The organism is Streptomyces cacaoi, from assembly GCF_006539165.1.
GTDB classification, from domain to species: Bacteria; Actinomycetota; Actinomycetes; order Streptomycetales; family Streptomycetaceae; genus Streptomyces; species Streptomyces cacaoi.
Genome location: NZ_BJMM01000021.1, coordinates 44274 through 65874, shown reverse-complemented (window position 1 = coordinate 65874; position 21601 = coordinate 44274). Strand labels below are relative to the sequence as shown.

Below are 21601 nucleotides of genomic sequence, written 5' to 3'. Positions count from 1 at the left end.
CACGGCCGTGGTTCTCCCGGCCGTCCGGTTCTCCCGGGCCCCGGCCGTGTGCCGCGCGGTGCGCCTGCCGCGCACCGTCGACGGCACAGCAGGGGCCACCGCGACGGGTGGCCCCTGGCGTGCGCTAGTCCTGCTGGCTGCCGGACGGGAGCTTGCGGAGCTTCAGGTCCTTCGCGTCGTCCGAACCGAAGCCGTGATCCAGCATCTTGGCCGCGTCCTGGAAACGGTCCTTGCTGTTGAGCACCGTTCCGACGAAGCTCTTGTCGCCGCGGGTGGCGGCGAACACCAGGCACTCACCGGCCTTGCTGGTGGTGCCCGTCTTGATGCCGATCGCGCCGTCGTAGGCACCGAGCAGCTTGTTGGTGTTGTTCCAGGTGTAGTACCGGGTACGGCCGTTGGCCGCCGGTGCCTCGGTCTTGTACTCCTTCGTGGCCACCACCTTGCGGAAGAGAGGCTTCTCCATCGCGTGGCGGGCCAGCCGGGTCAGCTCCTCGGGGGTGCCGACATCGTCGCCGGTGCCGTCGAAGGTCTCGAAGTGGGTCTTGGGCAGGCCCAGTTCGTTGGTCTTCGCGTTCATCTTGTCGGTGAACGAGGCGACCCGCGCCTTGGGCGTGTCCCCCTCGCCGAGGGTGTCGGCGAGGGCGTAGGCGGCGTCCGCGCCCGAGGGCAGCAGGGCCGCGTAGAGCAGCTGCCGGACGGTCAGCTTGTCCCCGGTCTGGAGGTCGGCCGTGCTGGCGTGGTGCTCGGTGACGTAGTCGCGGTAGCGCTGCTTCACCTCGACCTGGCGGTCCAGGTCGACGTTCTTGTCGTCCAGCACCGTGGAGGCGACCATGATCTTGGTCGTGCTGGCCAGCGGACGGGCCGTGTCCCCGTCCTTGTCGTAGACGGATTCACCGCTGTTGACGTCCAGCATCTTCGCGCCCTTGGCGGACACGGTGGGCGGCGGGTCCTCGGAGGAGACCGCCGAGGCGACCAGCGGGGTGGCCGCCAGCAGCGCGGCACCGGCGGTGGCGCCGATGATGACGCGCCGCGTCTTCAGCTTTCTGGAAACCATGGAGATGACTCCGGTTCTTCGGTACGTGGGGTACCGCATAGGGCTGTACAGATGAGCCAGGGGCGGCCGGCCGCGCATGGGGCCGACCTGACCCCCACGGAGTCAGACGGTGTTAAGGGAACATAAGTTCACAGAAACTCTGTGAATTTTCTGCGCAGGCTCACACGCCCTGCCGGCCGGGCCTGCCGCACCGGGCCGGTCAGCGTCCGGTTCGTCCGCCGACGCGGCCTTCGAGCAGGAGGAGCAGATCGCCGAGCACGTCGGCGAGTTCGGCACGCTGCCCCTCGTCGAGACCGGACAACAGGGACTTCTCGTAGGCGAGCTGGTCCGGCATCAGCCGGTCGATGAGCACGGAGCCCTCCGGCGTCAGGGACAGATGCGCGACCCGGCGGTCCCGGGCGTCGGGGCGGCGCGCGATCAGGCCCTTCTCCTCCAGCAGCCGCACCCGCTTGGTGACGGCGGCACCCGACGCGAAGGTCTCCCGCGCGATCTGGCCCGGCGTCAGCTCCCGGTCCTCACGGCGCAGGGTGCCCAGGATGTCGAACTCGGCGCGGGAGAAGCCCTCCCGGGCGAGCGGCGCGTCCGCTGCCTGCTGGAGCAGCGCCGCACACCGGTTGATCCGGCCGATCACCCCCATCGGCGCGGTGTCCAGCTCGGGCATCACCCGCTGCCACTGGGTCAGCACCCGCGCGACGATGTCCTGGCGGGTGCCGCCGTGGACCGCGGGGTCCCCGGGCGCTCCGGTCTCCTGCGGCACGTGCTGCCCCTCTCGACTGAGCCGTCGGCGTTGTGGTCGCTGCCGTCTCCCGTTCACCGGACAATTCTGCCGCCCGGCCGCGGCGTCACACCGCGACGGGGTGCCGCAGGGCGGCCGCGAGCCGGTGGAGCGCCAGATGACCGGCGCGTTCCGCCTCGGCCACCCGCTCCTCCGGCAGCGCCCGCTGCCACCACTCGCCGGACGCCGTGTCCACGGCCTCCCGCAGCTCCGCCAGCGCCGCCACGAGCCGGTCCCGCGCCCGCACCTGGCGGACGCCGGGCCGCACGGGCGCCGACGGGCCGGTCCGGGCCGCGGAGACCGCCGCCAGCGCCGCCGCGCCGGCCTCCTCGACCCGGCCCAGCGCGGCCTCGATCCGGTCGCCCGCACGCCGGTTGGTGACCAGCACACACACCAGGACGCCGACGACGGCGCCGAGCACCGTGTCGATCAGCCGGTCCCCGATCAGCCGCCCGGCGGGACTGTGCGAGCCGAACTCGCTCAGCAGCAGCGCCATCGGCGTCACACACACGCTGCCCAGCCAGTAGTTGCGCGGCATCAGCGCCTCGGCGGCGACCTGGAGGACGAACACCAGCAGCACCATCGCGAGCGCGCCCAGCCCGGAGACCGGCAGCAGCAGCGCGAAGACGAGCAGCCCCAGCAGATTGCCGAGCGTGCGCTGCACCGCGCGCTGCCAGGAGAGCGCCGTGTTGGCCTGGAAGACCGAGGCCGCGGTGACCACCGCCCAGTACGGGTGCCCCACCCCGGCGGCCAGCGAGAGCCAGCCCGCCAGCGCGCAGCCGGTGGCCGTGCGCAGACCGAGCGGCCACAGCGCGGTGTGCGGGCGGCGCAGCCGGTGCAGCAGCCCCTCGGCCGAGCGGTGCCGCCCGGGGCGCGGGCCGCCCCTGCGGTGTGCGCCCCGGCCCACGGCCGCCGGGCCCTCGGCCGCTGCCGTGTTCAGCCGCTCCTCCAGGGCGCCGGTCAGCTCCTCGTCCTGCCGCGGGGTCAGCGTCACGGCCGGGAGCGGGCCGCCGCCGCGCACCTCACGGGCCCAGCCGAGCAGCCGTACGGCCTCGGCCTCGGCCTCGGTCTCGGCGGCGTCCGCCGGACCCCGTCCGTGCCCGGGGCCGTCCCGCCCGCCGTCGGGGTCCCGTGTGCCCTCGGGGCCGTGCCCGTCACCGGCCAGTACGGCCGACGCACGGACCAGGAGGCGCTCCAGACCGGCGCGGGAGAGCGCGGCCGCGGTGGAGCGCCCGGACACCGCGAAGAGGGTGTGCCAGGCCGCGTTGACGGCCGCCGCCGTCGCCGCCCGGGCCGCGCCGTCCCCGGGAGCGCGCAGCAGCCGGGCCGCGGCCTCCAGCGCACGCGCGGTGGCGATCCGCTCCGGGCCGCGCGGCCGCACCAGCGCGGGGGCCATGCACACCAGCCAGGCGACGGCGCCGCCGAGCAGGGCCAGACCGGTGTGCGCGGGGACCTCGGCCAGGCGCTGCGGTGCGAAGAAGCAGCTGGCCGCGATGAAGGTGAAGATCAGGTTGCCGGGCGGGCCGATCCGGGTGGCGTCGCAGAGCACCTTGTGCACGGCGGCGAGCACGGAGGCGCACAGCACCAGGACGACGGCCGAGTCCACCAGCGCGGAGGTCGTCAGGGCCACGCCCACCCCGGCGACCATGCCGAGCACCACCCACAGCAGGGCCCGGGCCCGCGCGGCGTACGGCAGGCCGTGTGTGTACAGGGCACACATCGCGCCCGAGGTCAGATAGATGACGAGGTCGGTGCGCCCGAGGGCGAGCAGCACCAGGTCGGGCACGGCCACGGCGAAACCCGCGCTCAGGGCGGGTTTGTGCCAGATGTCCCCGCGCGGCCGCAGGGACACGAGGCCACGGACCGGCAGGGGGCGCGTACTTTTGTTCACTCGTAAAAGGCTAACAAGTGTTTCACCCGTAAAAAAGCTGGCCGTGCAAGCCCACCGTGAAAGCTCGCCGTACCGCTCCCCCGTGCTCAGGGTGCGGGGCCGTCAGGTGGGTCCGGCCGTGCCCCGGTCCCACACCCGGCCGAAGACGAAGCGGGCCGCCTCGACCTCGTGCCGCTGATCGGCGTGCAGAACGCCCAGCGCATAGGCGGTCGCGGGCGCGATACGGGGCGTCCCGGCCGCCGCCGCGACGGCCGCCGCCGCCTCGGCCGCGTCCCGGTGCCGCTCCAGCGCCGCGCCCGCCGGCAGCAGCCGGGCGTCCGGCTCGGCGTACGGTCCGAGCACCTCCTGCGCGTAACGGTGCAGCCGCAGCAGCACCCGCACGTGGTGCCAGGCCGCGTCCTGGCGGGCCTCCCCGGCCAGCGAACGCGCCAGCGCCTCCGCGTTGTACGGCGCGCCCGCGCGGGAGAGCGGCAGCGCGGCGACGGCCTCCGACAGCCTGCGGCGCGCCTGCCCGGCGAGCGGCGCCAGCCCGGCCACGGCGGGACGGTCGGCCACGCCGTCCGGCAGGCGCGGCTCGGAGGCCAGCAGCGCGACGGCGTCCGCGACCGCGTGGAACCTGGCCGACCCCAGCGCCTGGAGCGCCGCCGTGTGCGCCCGCGTCCGGGACAGCGTCAGCTGACGGTCCAGCAGCGCGCCCGCCCGGGCCGCCCCGACGGGCAGCGCACCGTCCTCGCCCGCGCCGGCGTGCCCGGCCCGGCCGCCCGCCGCCCGCTCACCCGCCGGCCGCTCCCGGTGCCGGCCGGCCGGGGCGGACGGCGGCGGAGGCGTCCGCCCCGTGCCGCCGCCTCCGGACAGCCGGTGCAGGGAGCCGAGGAGCCGGTCGAGCCGGTCGGCGTAGGCGTACTCGCGGGCGAGACTGCCGGACAGCCAGCTGAGTTCGGCACGCAGATGGTCGGCCCACTCGGCGTCCAGCAGCGGCCGGTAGGTGTGCAGCGTGCCGCTCAGCCGGCGGGCCGCCGCCCGCAGCGCTTCGACGGCCTCTGCGGTGCGTGCCGCGCTCTCCACGGTGCCGGCGCTGAGCGTGTGCGCCCGCAGCGCGCGCAGGAACTCCCCGGCCCGGGCCCGCAGATAGCCCCCCAGCACCTCGCCCGCCGTGGCGCCCCCGCCCGGTTCCGGCGCACCGGAACCGGCGGTGTGCTCCCCCGGGCCGGTGCCGGACGCCGCCTGTCCCGGCTCGGCGACCGTCTCCCCGCTCCGCCCCACCATCCGCTGTCCCTTCCGTTGCCCGGCCGGACGCTGTGGCCCGGCCGCCTTCGGTCCCGGCCGCGGCCCCGGTAACCCCCGTGCCGCGGCCCCCGGCGCCCGTCCGCCGCCCGTCCCCGTCCGCGTGTCGCTGCGTGTGCCCGTCCCCGTGCCCGTCCCCGTCACCCGGCCGTCCCCGGCTCCCACAGCGCCGGACCGGCACGCCTGCGCCGCCGCTCCTCGATCAGCATTTCCTGGACGTTGGGCAGGCGCCTGCCGTCCTCGTCGCAGGCGTGCCTGCGCCAGTCGCCGTCCGGGCCGAGATGCCAGGACGCCGTGGTGTCCGCCATGCCCGTCTCCAACAGCCCGACGAGGGACGCCCGGTGCGCGGGATCGGTCACCCGCACGAGGGCCTCGATCCTGCGGTCGAGGTTGCGGTGCATCATGTCGGCGCTGCCCAGCCACACCTCCGGGTCGCCGCCGTTGCCGAAGCAGAAGACCCGGGAGTGCTCCAGGAACCGCCCCAGCGCGCTGCGCACCGTGATGTTCTCGCTCAGCCCGGGCACACCGGGCCGCAGCGCACAGATGCCGCGCACCCACACCCGCACCGGGACCCCCGCCAGCGCGGCCCGGTAGAGCGCGTCGCACACGGCCTCGTCGACGATCGAGTTGACCTTCATCCGCACCGACGCCGCACGGCCCGCCCGGTGGTGGTCGATCTCCCGGTGGATACGGGAGACCAGCCCGTCCCGCAGCGAGCGCGGGGCGACCAGCAGCCGCCGGTAGCTCTCCCTGCGCGAGTAGCCGGAGAGCCGGTTGAACAGGTCGGAGAGGTCGGCGCCCACCTCGGCGTCGGCGGTCAGCAGCCCCAGGTCCTCGTACAGCCGCGCCGTCTTGGGGTGGTAGTTGCCGGTGCCGACGTGCGCGTAGCGGCGCAGCGTCTCGCCCTCCTGCCGTACGACGAGGGAGAGCTTGCAGTGCGTCTTGAGCCCGACGATCCCGTAGACGACGTGGCAGCCGGACTCCTCCAGCTTGCGCGCCCACTTGATGTTGGCCTGCTCGTCGAACCTGGCCTTGATCTCGACGAGGACGAGCACCTGCTTGCCGGACTCGGCGGCGTCTATCAGCGCGTCCACGATCGGCGAGTCGCCCGAGGTGCGGTAGAGCGTCTGCTTGATCGCGAGCACGTCCGGATCGGCGGCGGCCTGCTCCAGGAACGCCTGCACGGACGTGGAGAACGAGTCGTAGGGGTGGTGCAGCAGCACGTCGCGTTCGCGCAGCGCGGCGAAGATGTCCGGCGCGGACGCCGATTCGACCTCGGCGAGATCCCGGTGGGTGCCCGCCACGAACTTCGGGTACCGCAGCTCGGGCCGGTCCATCGCGGAGACGATCCCGGACAGGCCCGTCAGATCCAGCGGGCCCGGCAGCGGATAGACCTCCGCCTCGTTGATCTTCAACTCCCGTACCAGCAGGTCGAGTACGTACGGGTCGATCGACTCCTCGACCTCCAGCCGCACCGGCGGCCCGAACCGGCGCCGCATCAGCTCCTTCTCCAGGGCCTGGAGGAGGTTCTCCGCGTCGTCCTCCTCCACCTCCAGGTCCTCGTTGCGCGTGACCCGGAACATGTGGTGCCCGAGCACCTCCATGCCGGGGAACAGCTCCTCCAGGTGCGCGGCGATGACGTCCTCCAGCGGGACGTACCGCCAGGGCGACGCCTCCAGGAACCGGGGCAGCACCGGCGGCACCTTCACCCGCGCGAAGTGGTGGTGCCCGCTGACCGGATTGCGGACGACGACGGCCAGGTTCAGCGAGAGCCCCGAGATGTACGGGAACGGATGCGCCGGGTCGACGGCGAGCGGGGTGAGCACCGGGTAGATCTGCTGCCGGAACAGCGTGAACAGCCGGGCCTGTTCCTTCTCCGTCAGCTCGTCCCAGCGGATCAGATGGAGCCCCTCACCGGCCAGCGCCGGCGCCACGTCCTCCTGGTAGCACGCGGCGTGCCGGGCCATCAGCTCCCGCGAACGCGTCCAGATCAGCTCCAGCACCTCGCGCGGCTTGAGCCCCGAGGCGCTGCGGGTGGCCACGCCGGTCGCTATCCGCCGCTTGAGCCCGGCGACGCGCACCATGAAGAACTCGTCCAGGTTGCTCGCGAAGATCGCCAGGAAGTTGGCCCGCTCCAGCAGCGGGGTCTCCGGGTCCTCGGCCAGCTCCAGCACCCGCTCGTTGAAGGCGAGCCAGCTGCGCTCCCGGTCGAGGAACCGCCCGGCGGGCAGATCACCCGCGCCGGAGTCCTCGGGCCCCAGCCCCTCCTCGTACAGATCGCCGTCGGAGTCCAGATCCGGCTCCAGGGCGAGCCCGGTGTCCACCCCGGGCACGCTGTTGCGCTGCGCCGCTATCGACCCGACGGAGGGCCGGGAAGCCGGCGTGTGCGGGACGTCATGACTCATGAACCCATTGTTCCGCGCCACAGCGACACGGTCTGCGCTCCTGATGACCGGGGGACGTGCCATTCCAGGAGCGTCGCAAGCGAGTTTGAATCACCGGTTACACGAACATGACCCCCCAGCGATCCCCGAGTAGCGCACAGCCCTCCCAAGTAGCGCCCTGCGGGCCCGATATGCGCACGGGGCGCCACGGAGCGGAGGTCTCCTTGCGGCAGCCCTACGTACCCCCGACCAGCGGCCACAACACGCACGGCAGTTCCTACTCGATCGCGGTGTTTGAATGGACCGTCGTTCCTGGCTGAGCAAGGAGAAGCGCTGTGCCCCTGGTGTCCGTCGTGATGCCCGTGTTCAACTCGGCAACGACTCTCGGTGCAGCAGTCCGGTCGGTCCTCACGCAGACCCACAGCGACCTGGAGCTGCTGATCACCGACGACCAGTCGACCGATGGCTCCATGGACCTGCTCAGGGAGTTCGCCCGGGAGGACGAGCGTGTGCTGCCGGAATCGGCGCCTGAGCGGGGTGGTGCCGGCCGGGCACGCAACCGCGCCATCGAGCGGGCCCGGGGGGACTACATCGCCTTCCTCGACAGTGACGACATGTGGCTGCCGGAGAAGACCGAGCGGCAACTCGCGTTCGCCGCGGAAGGCAACGCGCCGCTGACCTTCACCTCGTACTTCAAGATGTCTGCCGACCACGCGGGCGAGAGCACCGACTTCGCACCGAACGGGCGGGTGATCCGCGCCAAGGAACACGTGACATATCGCCAAATGCTCGTCCGGGACCACATCGGTGCCCTGACCGCCATGTATGACCGCACCGTGCTGGGCACGAGGTTGATGCCCGAGATGCGCAAGCGGCAGGACTACGCACTGTGGCTGTCGATCATGCGGGACGGCTTCGACGCCCGGGGCCTGGTCGAGCCGCTGGCGGTGTACCGAGCCCACCAGGCAGGCTCGCTGTCCTCCAACAAGCTCAGCCTGGTCCAGTACAACTGGGAGCTGTACCGCAAGCACGAGCACCTGTCGGTCCCGCAGTCGACTCGGGCCCTGGCCGGCGCCGTGTGGCAGTCACTGCGCAACTCGCGCATCTGAAACCGCCGCACCCTGCGGAGCGGCCGGAGGGGAGCAGGAAGCCCCGGACGTGGTCGACGTCGAAGCCAACAGCGATCAGTACCCAGATGATCCACAACGCTACGAGTTGGTGTTCGACAACCTGAGAGCTGCTGCCACCAGCGTCCCCGAGACGCCGGCACTGATCCGGAACATGGTGAATGACCTATGACGAACAACAAGGGTACGGACGTGAACACAGCCCGTGCCGCCTGGCGCAAGTCCAGCTACAGCCAGGCCAACGGGAATTGCCTGGAGGTCGCCGATGGCATGGGTACCACCCTCCCGGTGCGCGACTCCAAGGACACCTCCCGCTCCCCGCTCGCCTTCTCCTCGGCCTCCTGGACAGCCTTCATCGAGGCCGTCAAGGAGAACGACTCGCAGCTCTGACCGCGAGCTGCCCATCCAGCCCCGCCCGGCCACCGACACGTGAGCCGGCGGGGCTTTTCCGTGTGCTCACTCAGATGAGTTCCGTACGCCCACGGACAGAACAGAAGGCGCGCTCAACACGGCCTCAGCTCTCCGTGCGGTACATCAGATCCACCTCGTGGGTCCGGAACCCCATCCCCTCGTACACCCGCACCGCCGCGGCATTGTCGGCGTCGACATACAGCATCGCGGTGGGCAGCCCCCGCTCCGCGAGGTACCGCAGTCCGACGGCGGTGAGCGCCTTGCCGAGCCCGCCGCCCTGCACCCCGGGCGCCACCCCGAGCACGTACACCTCGCCGAGCCCCCCGTTCTCCCCGGCGTGCACCTTCGTCCAGTGGAAGCCGACGAGTTCGCCGTCCCGCTCGGCGAGGAAGAAACCGGCCGGGTCGAACCAGGATTCGGCCTTGCGGTCGTCCAGGTCGCGCTGGGTGAGCCCGCCCTGTTCGGGGTGGTGGGCGAAGGCGGCGGCGTTGAGCCGGAGCCAGGCGGTGTCGTCCTCGCCGGGCCGGAAGGTGCGGATGGTCAGGCCCTCGGGGAGGGCGGGCTCGGGCAGGTCGAGCCCGGCCAGCGGGCGCCGCAGCTGGCGCAGTTCACGGAAGAGCGTCAGGCCCAGGCTCTGGGCGAGGTGCCGGGCGGCGGGGTGGCCGCCGTGCGCCCACAGCCGCAGCCGCTTGCCGGACAGCTGGAGCAGCGTCCGGCCGAGCCGCCTGCCGTAGCCGTTGCCGCGCTGCGTGGGGGCGACGACCAGCTCGCCGGCGGGCGCCTCCACGGGGTCGGTGTCCTCCAGCTGTGCGTACCCGGCCAGCGCCCCGGTGCCGGCGCGCAGCAGCACATGGCGCACGCCCTCGCGCCGGCCGCCGCGCAGCTGGAGCCGGCCCTGTTCGGAGACCGCGGGCTGCCCGTCCTCGCGGGCCGCCGCGTCGATCAGTGCCAGGACCTCGCCCAGGGCGTCCCCGGTCACCTCGTCCCTTACGTCCACGTCGCTCATGACAACGACCTTACGACTGCCCGCAGTCGACGGGGCAGTCGGCACGTGCCGCCGGGGCACGGGCCCCCGACCGGGCGCGGCGGCTATCCGGGGCGCTGCCCGGGCCCGGGCCCCGGTCCGTGCCCGGACCCGTCCGTCGGGCCCGGTGACTCCCCTGCTCCCGGGGGCACATCCGGAGGCGTCCCCGGCGGCGTTTCCGGCGGTGTGTCCGGACCTCCGCCCGGCGGTGTGTCCGGACCTGTACCCGGCGGGGTGTCCGGCGGCGGAACCGGTGCACCGGGCAGCCGGACGACCGCCTCCGTGCCCGCGCCGCCGTCCGCCGGCCGCCGCAGCCACACGTCGCCGCCGGCCTGCCGCACCGTCCGCGCGACGATGGACAGGCCGAGGCCCGAGCCCGGCAGGCTGCGCGCGGACGGCGAGCGCCAGAACCGGTCGAAGACGTGCGGGAGTTCGCTCTCGGGCACGCCCGGGCCGCGGTCGCGCACCCGCAGTTCCCCGCCGTGCACCGCGACGTCGACGGTGCCGCCCTCGGGGCTGAACTTGACCGCGTTGTCCAGCAGGTTGACCACCGAACGCTCCAGCGCCGCCGGTTCGGCCCGTACGTACCAGGGCTCCAGTTCGGCGGTCACCGTCACGCCGGGCCCGCGCGGGCGCACCCGTGCGACCGCGCGCCCGGTGACCTCGTGCAGGCCCACGACCGCCGCCGCTGCCTGCGCCTCGGCGCCCTCCGCGGGGCCCGGCGGCCGGGACAGCTCCTGGAGGTCGCCGATGAGCGCGGCCAGTTCGGTCATCTGGGAGCGGACGGAGGACAGCAGCTCCCTGCGGTCCTCCTCGGGCAGCGGCCGGCCGGACTCCTCGCTGCGCACCAGCAGATCGATGTTGGTGCGCAGCGAGGTCAGCGGGGTGCGCAGCTCGTGTCCCGCGTCCGCGATGAGCTGCTGCTGCAACTCCCGGCTGGAGGCCAGCGCGCCCGTCATCGCGTTGAACGAGCGGGACAGCCGGGCGATCTCGTCGTCGCCCTCGACGGGGATGCGCACCGCGAGGTCCTCGGTGCGTGCGATGTGCTCGACGGCGTGGGTGAGCCGGTCCACGGGGCGCAGCCCCGCGCGGGCGAGCGCCACGCCCGCGCCGGCCGCGCCCAGCACCCCGGCGCCGCCGACGAGGGTCAGGATCAGCGCCAGGTTGCGCAGCGACTGGTCGACCTCGGTGGTCGGCCGGGCGACGGAGACGGCCAGCCCGGTGCCGGGCACCGGCGTGGTGCGCACCCGGTAGCCGGCGCCGTCGCCCTGCGAGCGGTGGATGACCTCGGCCCGGTCCCGCTTGGCGACGGCGATGTCAGCCTGCTTGACCTCCAGCTTCCGGCCGACGATCACACAGCTGGTGCCGGAGACGTCGACGACCTGCACGGTGGCACCGAACGGGTTGGGCGCGGGCCGGTCGGGCGGCGAGCACTGGCCCGACTGGAGCCGGTCGACGACGTCCCTGGGCTGCACGGAGGTGTCGCGCAGCGCATCGTCCAGCGAGTTGAACAGCTGGGCGCGCACCAGGAACCAGCAGGCCAGCGCGCACGCGGCCACCGCCACCGCCACGGTCAGCGCGGCCAGCAGCGCCAGCCGGCCGCGCAGCGGCATCGTCACCGCGCGCGCTCCCTCGCGGCGGAAGCGGCACCAGGCCGTCCGCAGAGCGTGCGGGCTCACCCGCGGCCCTCCGGCTCGTCGCGCCGGCCGCCCTTCGCGTCGTCGCGCAGGACGTAGCCGACGCCGCGCACCGTGTGCACCAGCCGCGGCTCCCCGCCGGCCTCCGTCTTGCGGCGCAGGTACATCACATAGACGTCCAGGGAGTTGGAGGACGGCTCGAAGTCGAAGCCCCAGACGGCCTTGAGGATCTGCTCCCGGGTGAGCACCTGGCGCGGGTGGGCGAGGAACATCTCCAGCAGCGTGTACTCGGTCCTGGTCAGCTCCACGTCCCGGCCGCCCCGGGTCACCTCGCGGGTGCGCAGATCCATCCGCAGATCGGCGAAGGCCAGTACCTCCGGCTCCTCCTCGGCCTCGGCCAGCGCCTGCTCCCGCGCGTACGAGCTGCGCCGCAGCAGGGCCCGCACCCGGGCCAGCAGCTCGTCCAGCTCGAAGGGTTTGACGAGGTAGTCGTCGGCGCCCGCGTCCAGGCCGGTGACCCGGTCGCCGACGGTGTCCCGCGCCGTCAGCATCAGCACCGGCACCCGCTGCCCGGCGGCCCGCAGCCTGCGCGCCGCCGTCAGCCCGTCCATGCGCGGCATGAGGACGTCGAGCACGATCAGATCGGGCCGGTAGGCGTCCGCCTTCTCCAGCGCCTCGACGCCGTCCGCGGCCGTCTGCGCCGCGTACCCCTCGAAGCTGAGGCTGCGGCGCAGCGCGTCACGGACGGCCGGCTCGTCGTCGACGATCAGGATCCTGGGGGGCTCGGGCGCCGGGTCGGCGGGGGTGCCGGGCGTGCCCGGTGCGGCTGGAGTGGCTGGCATGGCCTCAAGCTTGGCACCCTCCGTGCCCGCACCCCCGCCGAAGTCTCCCGGATCAGTCATCGCCGCCGTTGCGGAGCGCGTCCAGGTCCTTCTTCAGATCGTTGGAGGGGATCGCGAAGCCCAGGCCGACGCTGCCCGGGTCCGACTGCGAGACCTGGCTGCCGCCGCTCTGGCCCCCGCCGGCCGGCAGCATCGCCGAGTTGATGCCGACGACCTGCCCGGACATGTTGATCAGCGCACCGCCGGAGTTGCCCACGTTGAGCGAGGCATCGGTCTGGATGGCCTTGTAGGACGTGGTGTCGTTGCCGACATCGCCGTTGTACTCGTCACCGCCGAACTCGAACGGCCAGCCGTCCCCGGGGTCGCCCCGCCCGGAGCCGCCCTCGCTGCCGCCCTCCTTCGGCACCGTCACCTTGCGGTCCTTGGCGGAGACGATGCCGCTGGTCACGGTGCCCGTCAGCCCCTCCGGGGAGCCGATGGCGACGACCTGGTCGCCGACGCCCACGCTGTCGGAGTCGCCGAGCACCGCCGGCTTGAGCCCGTCCACACCGTTCACCTTCACCAGCGCCAGGTCCTTGGCGGCGTCGGTGCCGACCACATCGGCCGCGGCGGACTTCCCGTTGCTGAAGGTCACCTTGACGGTGTCGGCGCCCGCCAGCACATGGTTGTTGGTGACGATCTCGCCGCCCTTGGTGATCACCACGCCGGAGCCCAGGGACTTCCCCGAAGAGGTCGTCGCGCTGATCTCCACCACGCTGGGGCTCACATCCTGCGCCACCCGCGCCACCGTGCCCTTGGCCGCCGTGGGGCTGCCGTTCGCGCCCGCCGACGCGACCGTGCCCGGACCGCCGTCGTCCCCGAACAGCTGGTCCATCCCGAACGCGGCGCCTCCGCCGACCAGCGCCGCCGCCACCGCGACCGCCGCGAGCAGCGCCGCCGGCTTCCGCCGCCACCGGCCGCGGCCCCCGGCGCCCGTCCCCGACGGGCCCTGCGGCCCCTCCGGCCCGCCCGCACCGCTCCCGTACGGAGGCAGCGTCGCGTACCCCGGCGCCCCGGCGGCCGTGGCCCCCTCGGCGGCGCCGTGGGACGGGCCGTACGCGCCGGACGGGCCGTCCTGGGCGCCGAAGGCGGGCGGGGCCGGCGGCGGCGGAGGCGTCCCGGGAGGAGGGGCCGCGCCGACGGCGGGCATGCTCCGCGTCGTCCCCGGCCCCGTCGGCCCCGGCCCCGGCTCCGCGCCGGACGGAACCTGTCCGAACTGCTGCGGAATCGGCGCGGTTCGCGCCTCCTGAGCCGCAGGAGCCGTCCGGGCCGCAGGAGCCGTCCGGGCCGCCGAAGCGGTGCGATCGGTCCCGTCCGGCTGCGGGATCTGTGCCGTCGTCGTCTGCTCGTCCGGCCGGGGCGCCGCGTCCCGGCCGACCCGTCCGCTGTTCGCGTTGCCGCCGAAGTTCTCCATACCGACGAGCTTCGCCCCGCAAGATGAGAACCGGCTGAGGAGCCGCTGAGAAACCCCGAAAAGCTGAACTCCCCGCCCGGCGGGCCCTGCTCGGCCACGGCTCCCGCGCGACGGGACCGGCCACGGCTCCCGCCCGGCTCCGGCCGAGGCTGCGGCTGCGGCTACGGCTACGGCTACGGCTACGGAACCGCCGGGCACCCGCAGGAGCGCCGTACGACCAGCCCGGAGGGGAACTGCCGCACCCGGCCCTTGCCGCCGGGCACCATCGCGGTGCGGGCGCCGGACACCCGCAGGGAGTCGTCCAGCACCAGGTCGACGGCGGCCTTGGCCATCGCCTCCCGGTCGGAGCCGACGGTGGTCAGCGGCGGATCGGTGAGCGCCGCCTCCTTCACGTCGTCGAAGCCGACGACGGCCAGCTCCTCGGGCACCCGCACCTCCAGCTCCCGGGCCGCGCGCAGGATGCCGATGGCCTGGTCGTCGGTGGCGCAGAACAGCGCCGTCGGCCGGTCCTCCTTCGCGAGCAGGTCCAGGCCGAGCCGGTAGGTGTCGTAGCGGTTGTACGGGGACTCGATGAGCAGGCCCTCGACGGACTTGCCGGCCTCCCGCATCGCCCGCGTCCAGCCCTCGATGTGGTCGGTGACCGGGTCGCCCTTCTCCGGCGTGGACTCCGTACCGCCCAGGCAGGCCACCGTCTCGTGCCCGTGCTCCAGCAGATGCCGGGTGGCGAGCTGGGCGCCGCCGACGTCGTCGAGCACGACGGCGACATCGTCGATGGCCTCGGGCCGCCGGTGCATCAGCACCACCCGTGCGTCCCAGGCGTCGATCTCGTTGGCCGCCGTCTCGCTCGGGCCCGCGCTGATGAGGATCAGGCCGGAGACCCGCATACCGAGGAAGGCCCGCAGATAGTGCACCTCGCGCTCGTCGAGATAGTCGGAGTTGCCGACCAGCACCATCTTTCCGCGCTCCGCAGCCGCCTGTTCCACGGCGTGCGCCATCTCCGCGAAGAACGGCTGCCGGGCGTCCGGGACGATGAGACCTATCAGGTCGGTACGGCGCGAGGCCATCGCCTGCGCCACCCGGTCCGGCCGGTACCCCAGCTCCTGGATGGCGGCGAGCACCCGTTCCCTGGTGGCCGGGGCGACCGGCCGGGGACCGTTGTTGATCACATAGCTGACAACCGCCGTCGAGGTGCCTGCCAGCCTCGCCACGTCGTCCCGCGTCACCTTGGCCACCCGGGCAGTCTACGCGTGTACCCGGACGGTGTACGGGGTAGTTCCGGCCGCTTCCACGGGCCTTGTCCGGGACCGTCACGGGCCTCACCGGGTCCGTCGGCGGCCTCCCGAGGGGCGGATGCCCGGCGGGGGACCGTCGACGGACCCGCGGCCCGGAACCGGAACGGAGACCGTCCCGGAGGCGAGAACCGCCCGGAGGCGGATCCGGCCCGGAGCGGGAGCCCGGCCCGGAGTCGGAAGCGGATCAAAACCGGATCAGAAGCGGATCAGAAGCGGATCAGAAGCGGATCAGAACGGGCCCGGGGCGGGAGTTCCGCCCGGAGGCGGAAGCCGAACCGGCTCCCGAGCCTGCCGAGCGCCGCTCAGCTCGACCGGGAGCGGGCCGCCTCTCTGGCCACCCGCGTCGCGGCATCCGCGACCGCCCGCTCGTCGGCCGCCGCCTGCTTCTCCTCGGCCGTCTTCTCCGCCTTCTCGGGCGAGACGAACCGGTAGCCGACGTTGCGCACGGTGCCGATCAGCGCCTCGTGCTCGGGGCCGAGCTTGGCGCGCAGCCGCCGCACATGGACGTCGACGGTGCGGGTGCCGCCGAAGTAGTCGTAGCCCCAGACCTCCTGGAGCAGCTGGGCCCGCGTGAACACCCGTCCCGGGTGCTGCGCGAGGAACTTCAGCAGCTCGAACTCCTTGAAGGTCAGGTCCAGGACGCGGCCCTTCAGCTTGGCGCTGTAGGTGGCCTCGTCCACCGACAGATCACCGTTGCGGATCTCCGTCGGCCCGTCGTCCAGCGCGGTCTGCTGCCGGCCGCAGGCGAGCCGCAGCCGCGCCTCGACCTCGGCGGGCCCCGCCGTGTCCAGCAGGACGTCGTCCACGCCCCAGTCGGCGGTGACGGCGGCCAGCCCGCCCTCCGTCACGACGAGCAGCAGCGGACAGCCGGGCCCCGTCGAGCGGAGCAGCTGGCACAGCGAACGGACCTGCGGAAGGTCGCGCCGGCCGTCGATCAGGAGGGCGTCCGCCTGCGGCGCGTCCACCAGCGACGGCCCCTCGGCGGGCGCGACGCGCACATTGTGCAGAAGCAGGCCGAGCGCGGGCAGCACCTCGGTCGAGGGCTGGAGCGCGTTGGTGAGCAGCAGGAGCGAGCTCATGCGCGCACGGCCTCCCCTCGCCCGGCGGCCGGGTCCCGGGAAGGGAGCGGTGTGCGGGGGACGGGCGAGGTACGCGCCGAGCGGGAGACGCGCGCGGTACGGCGGGTGCGGGGTGCGGCGGGCGACGGGTCGGGGACGGGTCGGTGTGCGGTCGTACGTTCTCGTTTCTGCACGGTTCGCTTGACCATGACGTCGAGTTCCCTCCTGGCGCCCCGCGCCGGGGGCGCCACCCGGGCAGCTGCCCGGGGGAAGTGTGGCGGTACTGCTTCGTACGGCACTGCCCGAGGACCGGGCCACGCCCGGGGGATACGGACGCGGGCCCCCAGAAAGCACGAAAGGACCCGGGGGCGACGCTGCCCGGATCCTCCTTGCCGAGCAGAATACCCACATGACCTACCGAGCGGCATGTGACCTCGCTCGCGCTCGCCGCATGCTCGTCACCTTCCGTAGCGGCCAACTCACCGGAAAACGCGGCGTATCGAGCGTCCGGCGGCGTACGGGAACAACCGGAGAAAGCGGGCAGGCCCGGAGGAACGGAGCACAACGGTCAGGCGGCGGCACCGCGCGGGAGCGGGAGCGGAACGGCGTGCTGCGCACGGAGTTGATCACCGCCGACGGCGTCCGCATCGAGGCCCGCTACGACCCCCCGTCACCCCGCCCCGCACCACCCGCTGCCTCGACACCGGGCCCTGCTCCCTTGCCGGGCCCTGCTTCCGTGCCGGGCACTGCGCTCGCATCCCACGGTGGGACCGCGTCCCACGGCGGGGCCGCGCCCGGTGCCGCTTCCGCGCCGAACGCCGTGTCCGCGCCCGGTGCCGCCGCTTCCGCATCCGGTACCGCTACCTCCGCTGCTGCCGCCTCTGCCGCGTACGGAGCCGCCGGTACCGCCACCGCTTCTGTCACCGGCGTCCCCGGCGTCACCGGCGCCGCCGGGCCGGGAGCGCGGGCGGACACCCCGAGCATCCCGGACGCCGCCCCGGACCCCGCGAAGGCCCCGGCACTCGTCCTCGCACACGGCTTCACCGGCTCGCTCGACCGTCCGGCGGTCCGCCGCGCCGCGGCGGCGTTCACCGCGCACGGGGCCGTGATCACCTTCTCGTTCCGCGGTCACGGCGGATCGGGCGGACGCTCCACCGTCGGCGACCGCGAGGTGCTCGACCTGGCGGCGGCCGTCGCCTGGGCACGGCGGCTCGGCCACGACCGCGTGGCCACCGTCGGCTTCTCGATGGGCGGCTCCGTCGTCCTGCGCCACGGCGCCCTGCACCGCCGCCCGGAACCGACCGCCACGGCGGAGACACCGGTCGCGGCTGACGCGGACACGGCCGAAGCGGCCACCACAGCCGACGCGGATGCCGATGCCACGGCCGGCACCGATGACACGGCGGACGGGGACGTCGCGACCGAGGTGACCGACGCGGCAACCGAAGTGACCGACGCGACCGAGGCGACCGACGGACCGGCGCCGTCCACCGCGGCGGACGCCGTCGTCGCCGTGAGCGCGCCCGCCCGGTGGTTCTACCGGGGCACGGCACCCATGCGCCGCCTCCACTGGGCCGTGCAGCACCCGCTCGGCCGCGTCGTCTCCCGCCTCGGCCTGCGCACCCGGATCCATCCGCACGACTGGGACCCGGTGCCCCTCTCCCCCGTCGCCGCCGCACCGCTGCTCGCCCCGGTACCGCTGCTCGTCGTGCACGGCGACAGCGACCCGTACTTCCCGCTCGACCACCCGTGCTCGCTCGCCGAGGCGGCCGGGCCGGACGGCTGCGAGCTGTGGATCGAGCGGGGTTTCGGCCATGCCGAGAACGCCGCCGGGCCCGAGCTGCTGCACCGTATCGGCGACTGGCTGGTCACACGCCTCGGCGCCGGTACGGCCCGGCCCTCCCCCGGCACCGGCGACGGACCGGACGGCGGCGAGAAGACCGCCCGTGCACACGCGCCCGGGGCGAGGCGCCATCATGGGAGCCGCGCCGCGGACGGGCCGGCTCGGCCGCGCGACGCCGGTACCACCGCAGGCACCCAGGGCACGGACGGCTGAGAGGGACCCCACCATGGCGAGCGGCACGATCCGCTACTGGGCGGCGGCAAAGGCCGCCGCCGGCACGGCGGAGGAGCCATACGAAGCGGACACCCTCGCCGACGCGCTGGTGCGCGCCCGCGAGACGCACACCGGGCGGCCCGAGTTCGCCCGGGTCCTGCTGCGGTGCTCGTTCCTGGTGGACGGCACCCCGGTCGGCACCCGGGAGCACGACTCCGTACGGCTCAGCGACGGCGGCACCGTCGAGGTCCTCCCCCCGTTCGCGGGCGGCGCCCGATGACCGGCCGGCAACCGCCCCCCGGCGACCACGGCTCCTACGGTCCCCGAAGTCCGGGCCCCTACCGCGCCGACGGGACGGGCCACCAACCGGAGCCGGAGTCCGGGGAGTTGCCCGGCGCCCCGGGCGACGGCGAGGGCCCGGGCGCCTACGGCCCCGTGGATCCGGACGGCCTCGGGCCACTGCCGTACGGAGACGGCCGGTACGACGGACATGGGCCGCAGCACCCTGGGCAACTGCCCTACGGCGACCGGCCGGAGACCGGCCCCTACGGCACACCACCGCCGTCGGGTCCGTACGGCACGGCGCCGCCCGCGCATCCCTACGGCACCGGCCCTTACAGCGGGAGTTCCTACGGCAACACCCCCGGCACCCCGTACGCCCCGCAGCCGCACGCACACGGGACCTACGCACAGGGACCTTCTTCGCAAAGCCCTTACTCGCACAGCCCTTACTCGCAAAGCCCTTACTCGCAAAGCCCTTACTCGCAGAGTCCTTACTCGCAGAGTCCTTACGCCGAACAGCCTTACGCCCCGCAGCCGTCGGGGCAGCAGCCGTACGCCGTGCAGCCCTACGGGCAGGCGTCCTACGGCAGCGCGCCCCCGGCCCCGCGGGGCGGTGGGGACGGTGGGGACGGCGCAGGTCCTGGCGACGGCGGCACCGTGTCTCTGCGCCCCGTTCCGGGCGAGAGCCCGCAACCGCTTCCCCAGGAGCGGCCGGACCACCGGCCGCAGGGAGCGCAGCCGCTACCCGAACAGCAGCCCGGGCCGTACGGCGCCGAGGGCGGGAACGCGCTGCCGCCCGAGCAGCCGGCGGCGTCGTACGGCTCCCCGCCGCCCGGCCCCTACGGCACGCCGTACGACCCCACCGCCCCGTCTCCGCACGCTCCGCACGGTCCGCCCTACGGCACCGCGTACGGCCCGCCCTACGGCGGGGAGGTGTCCTACGAACCGACGTACGAGGTGACCCGCGAACCGTCCCCGGGCCGCGGCCTCCCGCCGACCGGAGACCACAGCCCCGGACACCCCGTCCCCCTGGCCCCCACGTCGCCGACGGGCCCGTCCTTGTCGGCGTCCCCGCTTCCCGCCCCGGCCCCCGACCCGGACAACGGCGGGCACAGCGGGCACAGCGCACACGGTGCGTACGCCGCGCACGGCGGTACCGGCGGGGCCGACGGCACCTCGACAGCTCTGCCCCTGCCCGAGCCGGCTCCCGGACCGGGCACCGATCCGTCCACCGACCCCGCCCGCCGGTCCGCGGACGGTGCCACCGCGCCCACGGCGCGCCCCCGGCACCCGCACCCGGGACCGCTTCCACCGGAACACGAGCCCATGCACGGACAGCAGCCGTTCTCCTCCCCGTCCCCGACGCCCTCGCCGACACCGTCGCCGTCGTCCCCGGCGTCCCCGGCGTCCCTGGCGTCACCGTCGTCGCCGACCGCCGCACCGGCCCCCGGCGCCCCGTACCCGGCCGCGGCAGGCGCCCACGGCCCGGCGCCGACGGGTGCGCCTCCCGGCCACCCGGCCCCGGACCCCCGGCAGGCGTCCGGCCCGCACGGCACCGCCGAGGCGGGTGCCCAGGAGGGCGGGACACGGCGGACGGGATCGCCGATCATCGCGCCGGGGCTCGCGCCCGCCGGGGTCACGACGGTGCTCGCCGCACTGCTGGCGGGGCTCGCGCCGCTCGGCCACACCGCGCTGGCCTGCGGCGTCGTACTGCTCCAGGCGTTCACGGCGGCGGGCTGGTACCGGCTGAACGGCATGTGGCCGGCCCGGCAGGGCATCGCGCTGGCGTTCCTCGCCGGCGTCTCGGCCGACGTGGGTCTCCTGCTGACCGACGGCGACCAGGCGACGACGGTGCTGATCGGCGCCACCGGCGTGTGGTGCGTGCTGTCGGTGATCCTCCAACTGCGCAACCACTCCAGCCCGGACGAGCGGCTCTACGCGCTCACCGCCGGGCTCGCGGCGACGGGGCTCACGGTGCTGGCGGCGGGGACGATCCCGGCGGACGCGGACGGGGTGACGATCGGCGCCGTCGCGGTCGCGGTCGCCGCGCTCGCCCGCGCCGTGCCGCTGCCCGCGTACGTCTCCCCGCTGGTGGCGCTGGCCGCGGCGGCCGGCGCGGGCGTCGCGATGGGCCAGGTGACGGGCACGGGCCCGCAGGCCGCGCTGCTCGGCCTCGGTGCCGGGGTGTGCGCACTGGCCGGGCTGCGGGTCGCCAGCTACGACTGGCCCTCGCGCTTCGTCCATATGACGGCCGGTGTCGCGCTGCCGCTCACCCTCGCCGTCCCGGCCTGGTACCTGCTCGGCCGCGTCCTGGGCTGACCGGCCCCGGGCGCTCGCCCACCACCTCCTCCGCCCCTCCTCCGCACCTCCTCCGCCTCTCCTCCGGCCCGGCCGTCGTCCGCCACGACGGCCGGGCCGGAGGTCTGTGTCCGCCCGTCACCGGGGTTCCCCGCCGCCGGGCAGCCATCGGGCCGCCGAGTTGAGCCCCGGCTTGTCAACTTTCCTGTCCGTGAGCTATATAGGTGCACATAGGGCATCGCGAGGCCGGACCGACCCGTTCCGGCCGCACCGACCGTGGAAGGAGATGACAGTGATGCTCCTGCGCACCGACCCGTTCCGCGACCTCGACCGCCTCGCCGGCCAGCTCATGGGCACGGCGACCCGCCCCGCGGGCATGCCCATGGACGCCTACCGCGACGGGGACCACGTCACCGCACACCTCGACCTGCCCGGCGTGGACCCGGAGACCATCGATCTGGACGTCGAACGCAACGTCCTCACCATCCGCGCGGAACGGCGCTCGCCCCTCCCGCAGAACGCCGAACAGATCGCGGCCGAGCGTCCGACGGGCCGCTTCAGCCGCCAGATCTTCCTCGGGGACACGCTCGACACCGAGCGGATCAGCGCCTCGTACGACGCGGGAGTCCTCACGGTGCGGGTACCGGTGGCCGAACAGGCCAAGCCGCGGAAGATCCAGGTCACCGGGGGCGACGGCGCCCGCCAGATCGCCGGCTGACGCACCGTCCGCCCC

18 protein-coding genes are annotated in these 21601 nt (G+C 74.2%); 7 read left to right on the top strand and 11 right to left on the bottom strand.

Features of this window, described 5'->3' with window-relative positions; translation table 11 throughout:
• Positions 1 to 124: 124 nt before the first annotated feature.
• The 5 genes from SCA03_RS20090 to SCA03_RS20070 form a co-directional block, all read right to left on the bottom strand.
• Entirely contained in the window at positions 125 to 1054 is a 930-nt protein-coding gene (locus tag SCA03_RS20090; protein ID WP_030892228.1) for a D-alanyl-D-alanine carboxypeptidase family protein, read from the bottom strand.
• Positions 1055 to 1253: 199 nt separating this feature from the next.
• Positions 1254 to 1715, bottom strand: coding sequence for a MarR family winged helix-turn-helix transcriptional regulator (locus tag SCA03_RS20085; protein WP_051847054.1), 462 nt, complete (start codon positions 1713 to 1715; stop codon positions 1254 to 1256).
• Positions 1716 to 1896: 181 nt separating this feature from the next.
• Positions 1897 to 3720: an FUSC family protein gene (locus SCA03_RS20080; RefSeq protein WP_086815478.1), complete on the bottom strand. Its 1824-nt coding sequence runs from the start codon at positions 3718 to 3720 to the stop codon at positions 1897 to 1899.
• A 102-nt stretch (positions 3721 to 3822) separates the two neighbouring features.
• Positions 3823 to 4986 carry a CHAD domain-containing protein gene (locus SCA03_RS20075; RefSeq protein WP_078875433.1) on the bottom strand — a complete coding sequence of 388 codons (1164 nt, stop codon included), beginning with the start codon at positions 4984 to 4986 and terminating at the stop codon, positions 3823 to 3825.
• A gap of 158 nt (positions 4987 to 5144) precedes the next feature.
• Complete coding sequence (locus SCA03_RS20070; protein WP_030891843.1) at positions 5145 to 7409, bottom strand: RNA degradosome polyphosphate kinase; 2265 nt, start codon at positions 7407 to 7409, stop codon at positions 5145 to 5147.
• 314 nt (positions 7410 to 7723) lie between these two features.
• On the opposite strand from SCA03_RS20070, the gene SCA03_RS20065 reads away from it, so the two are divergent.
• From SCA03_RS20065 to SCA03_RS20055, 3 genes are read left to right on the top strand one after another with little or no spacing between them, the layout of a single operon-like run.
• The gene (locus SCA03_RS20065; protein ID WP_086818149.1) at positions 7724 to 8497 is read left to right on the top strand and encodes a glycosyltransferase family 2 protein; all 774 of its coding nucleotides are present in this window, start codon (positions 7724 to 7726) and stop codon (positions 8495 to 8497) included.
• A 49-nt stretch (positions 8498 to 8546) separates the two neighbouring features.
• Positions 8547 to 8687 carry a hypothetical protein gene (locus SCA03_RS20060; RefSeq protein ID WP_230988827.1) on the top strand — a complete coding sequence of 47 codons (141 nt, stop codon included), beginning with the start codon at positions 8547 to 8549 and terminating at the stop codon, positions 8685 to 8687.
• On the top strand, positions 8684 to 8905 hold the full coding sequence (locus SCA03_RS20055) for a DUF397 domain-containing protein (protein WP_030894886.1): 222 nt from the start codon (positions 8684 to 8686) through the stop codon (positions 8903 to 8905). Before SCA03_RS20060 ends, SCA03_RS20055 begins: the two co-directional genes overlap by 4 nt.
• 124 nt (positions 8906 to 9029) lie before the next feature.
• On the opposite strand, the gene mshD is transcribed toward SCA03_RS20055, so the two are convergent.
• From mshD to SCA03_RS20025, 6 genes are all read right to left on the bottom strand, one after another.
• Positions 9030 to 9932: a mycothiol synthase gene (gene mshD / locus SCA03_RS20050; RefSeq protein ID WP_030891825.1), complete on the bottom strand. Its 903-nt coding sequence runs from the start codon at positions 9930 to 9932 to the stop codon at positions 9030 to 9032.
• 83 nt (positions 9933 to 10015) lie between these two features.
• A complete protein-coding gene (locus SCA03_RS20045; protein ID WP_086818151.1) occupies positions 10016 to 11563 on the bottom strand; it encodes a HAMP domain-containing sensor histidine kinase in 1548 nt (515 codons plus the stop codon).
• A 62-nt stretch (positions 11564 to 11625) separates the two neighbouring features.
• Positions 11626 to 12429 (bottom strand): response regulator transcription factor, encoded by an 804-nt coding sequence (locus SCA03_RS20040; RefSeq protein ID WP_051847025.1) that lies wholly within the window; start codon positions 12427 to 12429, stop codon positions 11626 to 11628.
• A gap of 52 nt (positions 12430 to 12481) precedes the next feature.
• On the bottom strand, positions 12482 to 13618 hold the full coding sequence (locus SCA03_RS20035; RefSeq protein ID WP_086818152.1) for a S1C family serine protease: 1137 nt from the start codon (positions 13616 to 13618) through the stop codon (positions 12482 to 12484).
• A 443-nt stretch (positions 13619 to 14061) separates the two neighbouring features.
• The gene (locus SCA03_RS20030; RefSeq protein WP_030891819.1) at positions 14062 to 15114 is read right to left on the bottom strand and encodes a LacI family DNA-binding transcriptional regulator; all 1053 of its coding nucleotides are present in this window, start codon (positions 15112 to 15114) and stop codon (positions 14062 to 14064) included.
• Between the two features lie 362 nt (positions 15115 to 15476).
• Entirely contained in the window at positions 15477 to 16253 is a 777-nt protein-coding gene (locus tag SCA03_RS20025; RefSeq protein ID WP_086818150.1) for a winged helix-turn-helix transcriptional regulator, read from the bottom strand.
• A gap of 961 nt (positions 16254 to 17214) precedes the next feature.
• Here SCA03_RS20025 and SCA03_RS20020 point away from each other — a divergent pair.
• From SCA03_RS20020 to SCA03_RS20005, 4 genes are all read left to right on the top strand, one after another.
• Complete coding sequence (locus SCA03_RS20020; RefSeq protein ID WP_086818153.1) at positions 17215 to 18288, top strand: alpha/beta fold hydrolase; 1074 nt, start codon at positions 17215 to 17217, stop codon at positions 18286 to 18288.
• A gap of 13 nt (positions 18289 to 18301) precedes the next feature.
• Positions 18302 to 18568, top strand: a complete 267-nt coding sequence (locus SCA03_RS20015; protein ID WP_030891813.1) for a MoaD/ThiS family protein — start codon at positions 18302 to 18304, stop codon at positions 18566 to 18568.
• Between the two features lie 659 nt (positions 18569 to 19227).
• Positions 19228 to 20889 carry a hypothetical protein gene (locus SCA03_RS20010; protein ID WP_141275546.1) on the top strand — a complete coding sequence of 554 codons (1662 nt, stop codon included), beginning with the start codon at positions 19228 to 19230 and terminating at the stop codon, positions 20887 to 20889.
• Between the two features lie 274 nt (positions 20890 to 21163).
• The gene (locus SCA03_RS20005) at positions 21164 to 21586 is read left to right on the top strand and encodes an Hsp20/alpha crystallin family protein (RefSeq protein ID WP_086817700.1); all 423 of its coding nucleotides are present in this window, start codon (positions 21164 to 21166) and stop codon (positions 21584 to 21586) included.
• Positions 21587 to 21601 lie beyond the last annotated feature (15 nt).

What these genes read in the sequence shown, in the direction of transcription:
- SCA03_RS20090 (WP_030892228.1), bottom strand. Translation starts at nt 1,054, where the DNA reads ATGGTTTCCAGAAAGCTGAAGACGCGGCGCGTCATCATCGGCGCCACC.
- SCA03_RS20085 (WP_051847054.1), bottom strand. Translation starts at nt 1,715, where the DNA reads ATGCCCGAGCTGGACACCGCGCCGATGGGGGTGATCGGCCGGATCAAC.
- SCA03_RS20075 (WP_078875433.1), bottom strand. Translation starts at nt 4,986, where the DNA reads ATGGTGGGGCGGAGCGGGGAGACGGTCGCCGAGCCGGGACAGGCGGCG.
- SCA03_RS20070 (WP_030891843.1), bottom strand. Translation starts at nt 7,409, where the DNA reads ATGAGTCATGACGTCCCGCACACGCCGGCTTCCCGGCCCTCCGTCGGG.
- SCA03_RS20055 (WP_030894886.1), top strand. Translation starts at nt 8,684, where the DNA reads ATGACGAACAACAAGGGTACGGACGTGAACACAGCCCGTGCCGCCTGG.
- mshD (WP_030891825.1), bottom strand. Translation starts at nt 9,932, where the DNA reads ATGAGCGACGTGGACGTAAGGGACGAGGTGACCGGGGACGCCCTGGGC.
- SCA03_RS20045 (WP_086818151.1), bottom strand. Translation starts at nt 11,563, where the DNA reads ATGCCGCTGCGCGGCCGGCTGGCGCTGCTGGCCGCGCTGACCGTGGCG.
- SCA03_RS20040 (WP_051847025.1), bottom strand. Translation starts at nt 12,429, where the DNA reads ATGCCAGCCACTCCAGCCGCACCGGGCACGCCCGGCACCCCCGCCGAC.
- SCA03_RS20035 (WP_086818152.1), bottom strand. Translation starts at nt 13,618, where the DNA reads ATGCCCGCCGTCGGCGCGGCCCCTCCTCCCGGGACGCCTCCGCCGCCG.
- SCA03_RS20025 (WP_086818150.1), bottom strand. Translation starts at nt 16,253, where the DNA reads ATGAGCTCGCTCCTGCTGCTCACCAACGCGCTCCAGCCCTCGACCGAG.
- SCA03_RS20015 (WP_030891813.1), top strand. Translation starts at nt 18,302, where the DNA reads ATGGCGAGCGGCACGATCCGCTACTGGGCGGCGGCAAAGGCCGCCGCC.
- SCA03_RS20005 (WP_086817700.1), top strand. Translation starts at nt 21,164, where the DNA reads ATGCTCCTGCGCACCGACCCGTTCCGCGACCTCGACCGCCTCGCCGGC.